3 protein-coding genes, 5 tRNA genes and 1 pseudogene are annotated in these 6,033 nt (G+C 47.8%); 3 read left to right on the top strand and 6 right to left on the bottom strand.

What is annotated here, in order from left to right:
- Positions 1–156 precede the first annotated feature (156 nt).
- From ACYQ11_RS17360 to ACYQ11_RS17345, 4 genes are all read right to left on the bottom strand, one after another.
- A tRNA-Thr gene (locus ACYQ11_RS17360) sits at positions 157–233 on the bottom strand.
- A 56-nt stretch (positions 234–289) separates the two neighbouring features.
- A tRNA-Gly gene (locus tag ACYQ11_RS17355) sits at positions 290–365 on the bottom strand.
- Positions 366–483: 118 nt separating this feature from the next.
- Positions 484–568: transfer RNA gene (locus ACYQ11_RS17350), tRNA-Tyr, on the bottom strand.
- Positions 569–578: 10 nt separating this feature from the next.
- Positions 579–654, bottom strand: a tRNA-Thr gene (locus ACYQ11_RS17345).
- Between the two features lie 404 nt (positions 655–1,058).
- Here ACYQ11_RS17345 and ACYQ11_RS17340 point away from each other — a divergent pair.
- A complete protein-coding gene (locus tag ACYQ11_RS17340; protein WP_459925077.1) occupies positions 1,059–2,828 on the top strand; it encodes a lytic transglycosylase domain-containing protein in 1,770 nt (589 codons plus the stop codon).
- Between the two features lie 13 nt (positions 2,829–2,841).
- Positions 2,842–2,917 (top strand) — tRNA-Arg (locus ACYQ11_RS17335).
- Positions 2,918–2,997: 80 nt separating this feature from the next.
- Here the strand turns inward: ACYQ11_RS17335 and ACYQ11_RS17330 are convergent.
- Positions 2,998–3,654 (bottom strand): hypothetical protein, encoded by a 657-nt coding sequence (locus ACYQ11_RS17330; protein ID WP_459925076.1) that lies wholly within the window; start codon positions 3,652–3,654, stop codon positions 2,998–3,000.
- A 191-nt stretch (positions 3,655–3,845) separates the two neighbouring features.
- On the bottom strand, positions 3,846–4,370 hold the full coding sequence (locus ACYQ11_RS17325; RefSeq protein ID WP_459925075.1) for a hypothetical protein: 525 nt from the start codon (positions 4,368–4,370) through the stop codon (positions 3,846–3,848).
- Positions 4,371–4,704: 334 nt separating this feature from the next.
- Here ACYQ11_RS17325 and ACYQ11_RS17320 point away from each other — a divergent pair.
- Positions 4,705–5,834 (top strand): annotated as a pseudogene (locus ACYQ11_RS17320) (IS3 family transposase).
- Positions 5,835–6,033 lie beyond the last annotated feature (199 nt).

Genomic DNA, 6,033 nt, shown 5'->3' with positions numbered 1-6,033 from the left:
CGTCCTCTCAAATTTTTCCTTTGCCATGTCAGCTTCCTCCTGTGGTTATTCTTTCCTTAACGAATTGAGTCAGGAACTTTCTTATACGATTGATAATCCATGCATCTCGATTTTCAAACATGACAGTCGATGCAGTTCAAAACACAAAATACCTGATGGAGCCCATGACCAGAATCGAACTGGTGAACCTCTTCCTTACCAAGGAAGCGCTCTACCGACTGAGCTACATGGGCCCAAGAACAGGCATTTATGTAACAGTCAAAACGCAACTGTTAAGACGACCAGAATGTGGAGCGGGAGACGAGGCTCGAACTCGCGACGTTCAGCTTGGAAGGCTGAAGCTCTACCAACTGAGCTACTCCCGCTCATCATGCTTCGCCCGGCTTCCGACAGGACCGGACGACACAATGAAGCAAGGTTATGCAGGGATCCATGTAGTCAAGCAGCTCCCGTCGAAGCCTCCTACATAAGACTTGCTTTGAATGGTGGTGGGGGGAGGATTCGAACCTCCGAAGGCTCCGCCGTCAGATTTACAGTCTGATCCCTTTGGCCGCTCGGGAACCCCACCTCATGTTTTCTGGAGCCGGTACCCCGAATCGAACGGAGGACATTCTCATTACAAGTGAGATGCTCTACCTACTGAGCTATACCGGCCGATCGTTTTTAATTGCGCCGGAATTCCCGGATTCAAAAAACTCCTCTACTTAACAGGCCTCGTTAATTATATCAACTGAAAAATGCAATCGATTCCATTTAATTTTATTCATTGTGACCGATTATCATGAATTATTTTTCTATCAAGGCATTAATCTACAATTTTCATCTAAAATCATCGATTTTTAATTTTTCAACTGAAAATGATGCCCGTGCCGCTATCGAAGCGCACGATTTTCTCGAATAACGGCTTTATTTTATTCAGGCGAATGACGATAAAATTAAGGTGCTCAGGGACATTAAGCTTGACATTAAGGCCTGACATCCTTAATACCTCATAGCATAAAGCGAATCAAAAACAGATGAACCATTCTGCCAATCAATTATTTGCGACTGCGAGGGTTATGAAAACGTTCATTTTTATTCCGATTGCCGCCCTTATTCTGATGACGTCGGGTTGCGCGACGCTTCAACCGGCACCGACCCCGGACCTTACGGCCGATCTCGATCCCGTTCTTTCCGAAGATGCGACCACGGAATCCGTTCCTGCGTCCGTCCTTTTTTCCGAAAACGTCAATAACTTCGACGCCGATGAGCACGATGCGGAGCAGTCCACCCAGGATCTGTTCGATCAGGCGCTGGATTTCTGCAACGCCTCCCAGGACTTCTGGCAGAAAGGCGAACTCGACAACGCCCTTCAGAGTCTCGACCAGGCCTATTCACTGATTCTGAACATCGACATTCTCGACAGCCCCAAACTGATTCAGCAGAAAGAAGATCTGCGCTACATGATTTCACGACGGATTCTCGAAATCTATGCGTCCCGGAACACCGTGGTCAATGGAAGCCACAACGCCATTCCCATCATTATTAATAAGGAAGTTCAGAAAGAAATCGACTGCTTTACCAAGCGGGAGCGTCGTTTTTTTGCAGAATCCCTCAAACGTTCGGGACGTTACCGGCCGATGATTCTTTCAAAGCTCAAGGAGGCCGGTCTGCCGCCCGAACTGTCCTGGCTTCCGCTGGTCGAAAGCGGCTTCAAGGTCAATGCCCTGTCCAAGGCCCGGGCCCTCGGGCTGTGGCAGTTCATTCCCTCCACCGGCTACATGTACGGCCTCAAACGGGATCTGTTTATCGATGAACGGCTTGACCCCGAGAAAGCCACCCAGGCCGCCGCCGAATATCTGAAAAACATGCACGGCATTTTCGGTGACTGGTCCACCGTTCTTGCCGCCTACAACTGCGGCGAGGGCCGGGTACTTCGTATCATTCGCAGCCAGAATGTCAATTACCTGGACAATTTCTGGGATCTCTACGGCCGCCTGCCGTCGGAAACGGCCCGTTACCTGCCCCGGTTCCTGGCCACCCTTCACATTGTCAACAACTTAGAGACCTACGGTTTCAGCGACATCGTTCCGGATTCGCCCCTTGAATTTGAAACCGTTCACGTCAAAAAACAGGTCAAACTGAAAGACGTTGCCCAAACGCTCGACGTTTCCGAACAGACGCTCAAGGCCCTCAACCCCGAACTCCGTTACGGAATCCTGCCCAAGGACGACTACGCCCTGAACATTCCTCCGGGTAAAAAGGAAACCCTCCTTGCGGGCATCGATGCGCTGACGGTCTCCGTACCGCCTCAAAAGGCCTTTGTCTATCACCGCGTGGTGTTCGGAGAGACCCTGTCCACCATCGCCCGGCGCTACCGCACGTCCACCGTGGCCATTGCCCGGGCCAACAACATTTCCAGAAAAAATTTCATTGTGGCCGGAAAAATCCTGAAAATTCCCCAGGGCGGTCAGTCTCTCAGCCAATGGTCCTCCTATGAACGCCCCTCATTTACGCCGGACAGATCCACCTCGCGCCATGTTGTCAAGCGAGGCGATTCTCTCTGGAATATTGCACGGAAATATGATACGACGGTGCGCAAAATTATGGCGCTCAACCATCTTTCCGGCAACACCCTGAGTATCGGGCAGGTCCTGCAACTCCCCGATCGCTCCGGACCCGTTGCAAGCACGGAAAAATCAGCGGCCGGCGTGTATCATGTCAAACGCGGCGACAGTCCGTTCACCATCGCCATGCAGCACAACATGCCCGTCAGCCGCCTGCTCCGCCTGAACCAGCTGACGGCCAACAGCAAGATCTACCCCGGACAGGAGCTGTACATCGAGTAATCGGCGCCAACCCGCCCCCGTAGCTCAGTGGATAGAGCAATGGATTCCTAATCCATGTGCCACAAGTTCGATTCTTGTCGGGGGCACCAAAATAAAATCAGGCACTTAGAAATTCTCTGAGTGCCTTTTTTATTTCAGGGCAAACAATGGGGCAACATTATCATTTTAATTAACTGATTATACTTGAAATTTTTGACATCCTTTTTAGGATCACATCAGACCGCTGCTGGCTTACCGGGTCCGGATTGAACTGGGCATAAATTGATTCGATGAAGTTCCTCTGTGATAGAAATACTTTGAAATTGGTCGCTACAAATGCTTTGAGTGCATCTTCAGCCTGATCTATCTCGGTGACGAGTTCCTTCCGTCCATCGACCAGATTGATTATGTCTTCAATGTCATGACTTCCTAAAAAATCGTTTTTCCCGCGACCATGGAACGCTTCAATTTTCGTTGCACAAAAATATGGGGCTGTCACGATTCTGATGCTTAAATTATCGATGCATTTATCAACCGCCGATCTCAATGCATCCAAATACCATCTGTTTGAAAATCCGAGAATCGTTTCATCCGTCGGCATGATATCGACCAAAAGATCATCCACTTCCCAACGACAGATCGGACTGTCAGGCAGCATGCTGTTTTTGAAACCCAGTTGCCGCAACCTTGTTTCAAGGTGTCGGTATTCCAGGCGGGAAGCAACTTCAACAATAACATCCACATCTTTGGTCGACCTGATATCCTGCATTCCAGGGTCCGTTATCAACAGCCCGACGGCGGCTCCGCCTAAAAAAGCGACGTCATTGACCAGATCACCCAATTTCAAGGAGACAAGCTTGACGGCTTCGTAAAAAGTCCGATATCTGCGTTACGCGTCATCCCTCGTCACTGCGGCGTACCCTAAGTACGCCTCATTCCTCGGGATTCGCAAGCCTTGATCTCGAACATTTTACGAAGCCGTCCAAAAACTTACTTTTTACGAGATCATCAAGCTTAATCATTTCAATGTTGGGATGTTCAGAGTTGATCATTATTCAACCTCTTTTGAAGCTCATCTTCGGCAATTTGCCTTTCCCTGGCTTTCCCTCCCCGTAGCGCATCCGTTATGACCAGATATTCATAAAGAACCGAATCAATCATACTTGAATCCGGCACAGATTTATATATAGGAAACAATGCCATGCCCTGGGTATTTCCATCCGGGTGCGGCCAGACAGGAACGGCTGTATCTGTCGACAGAATGTGTTTATTGATCGGCGGTGCTGCATAACTTGTCGGCATACCGCGTACAATGCCGCCATAATCCGCAGGAAAAACATATTTTACACCGTGAATCAATAATTCCCCCAAGGCACGTCGAACCGGTTTTCTGTTGATATCAAGGAGTCTCGATTGAATGGCCCGTTTCACACCGGAATGCACCTCCGAGGGACTCATAAACAACTGGGCCGCAAGCTGGGAATAAGACCATTGCCCTGCCCCGGTCTGTTCACAAGCAAGAATTTTTAATGCAATCACGATGTCTTGTGGTTTAAGAATCATATGCATTCTATATTCGCGATTCGCGAATAGCGCAAGCATGTTGTTTGCAAACCCAAATTTTTTCTATTCCTGCTTCTGATTGGCCGCCAGTCGGTTGAGCTGTTCCTTAAAGTCGATTTTTTGTATAGGGATTATTATTTAAATATGTTAAACCACTTTTTTCGGGTTTGGGGTTCTTGCTCTTCGTCCTCTTCCTCGTCTTCGTCACAGTCCACGATATTTTCGTTCTGATTCTCAGTTCCGGATTTCACGGCAACGTTCTCCAGCACTGCGGTGGTCCCCAAAAACTGGACAATGTGCTAAGCTCTGAGTCACCATCTAAAAGCAGATGACCATGAGCAGGAAACGAAAACAGTACAGCCCGGAATTTAAAGCAAAAGTAGCGGTAGCTGCCATTAAAAACGAAGAGACCATCGCAGAGCTTTCGGCCAAATATCAAGTTCACCCCACCATGATCAATAACTGGAAGAAAGCCCTGCTTGAAGGTGCTTCCGACCTGTTCGATAAAGGTCAAAAATCCAAGAAAAACCATGAGGCCACACTTGATAAGTTGTACCGAAAAATCGGGCAACTGGAGGTTGAAAACGATTTTTTGTCCAAAGGGCTCGATCTCTGAACTTTCAGCAGAAAAAAAAGATGATCGAGCCCGAAAATCAAAAAATCAGCCTGACATGCCAATGCCGTCTTTTGGACATCAATCGTTCATCGGTCTATTACAAAGCTCGGCCAATCAAGGAAGAGGATCTTGAATTGATGAAAAAAATCGATGACCAGTATATGAATCATCCGACAAGCGGCAGTCGAACCATGCGTGATTATTTGAAAAGACAGGGTTATGAAATCAATCGGAAACGGGTAAGGCGACTTATGCGGATAATGGGTATTGAAGCGATCTACCCGAAACCCAGGACAAGCACACCCCATCCGGAACATCGGATTTACCCATATCTATTGAGAGGGCTTGATATCAATCGACCGGACAAGGTTTGGGCGTCTGATATCACTTACATTCCGATGCGGTGTGGGTTTATGTATCTGGTTGCCATTATGGATTGGCATAGCCGGAAAGTGTTGTCCTTTCGGCTTTCCAATACACTGGATTCTGATTTTTGTATAAGTGCCCTGGAGGATGCGATTGCACGATACGGATGCCCGAAAATATTCAATACGGATCAAGGTAGCCAATTTACAAGCGGAGCATTCACAAATGTTTTAAAAACAAACGGCATCAAAATCAGCATGGATGGCCGTGGTCGTTACCTTGACAATATTTTCATTGAACGACTCTGGTGGACCGTAAAATAACATTATCTCAACCTGCATGCATTTGAAAACGCTCTTGAAATGAGAAAAGGCTTGAGAACCTGGTTCAAATACTATAACCGTGAGAGAACGCATCAGTCACTGGATGGCATGACCCCGGATGAATTTTATTTCAAAGATCAGAAAGAACTGGCGGCCTGACGAGCCCCAGCCGTGCCAACTCCAGTCGCCCTCCGGGCTCCTTCCGTTGGCACGGCTGAAAGACGAAACGCTGAAGCAGGTTGAAATCATTATTAACCGGCTCAGAGCTTATTTTGCACTTAAAGCTGTCTAAACGATGGGGTCCACAGCATATTTCTTATAATACAAATTTTCATTAGCAACACATAAAGATTTCTTT

The sequence above is a fragment of the Desulfatiferula olefinivorans genome (genome assembly GCF_054657895.1).
Note: the sequence above shows the minus strand (reverse complement) of the source record. Positions and strands in the feature narration are given on the sequence as shown.

Coding starts and splice junctions, on each gene's coding strand:
- ACYQ11_RS17340 (WP_459925077.1), top strand. CDS start 1,059: ATGAAAACGTTCATTTTTATTCCGATTGCCGCCCTTATTCTGATGACG.
- ACYQ11_RS17325 (WP_459925075.1), bottom strand. CDS start 4,370: ATGATTCTTAAACCACAAGACATCGTGATTGCATTAAAAATTCTTGCT.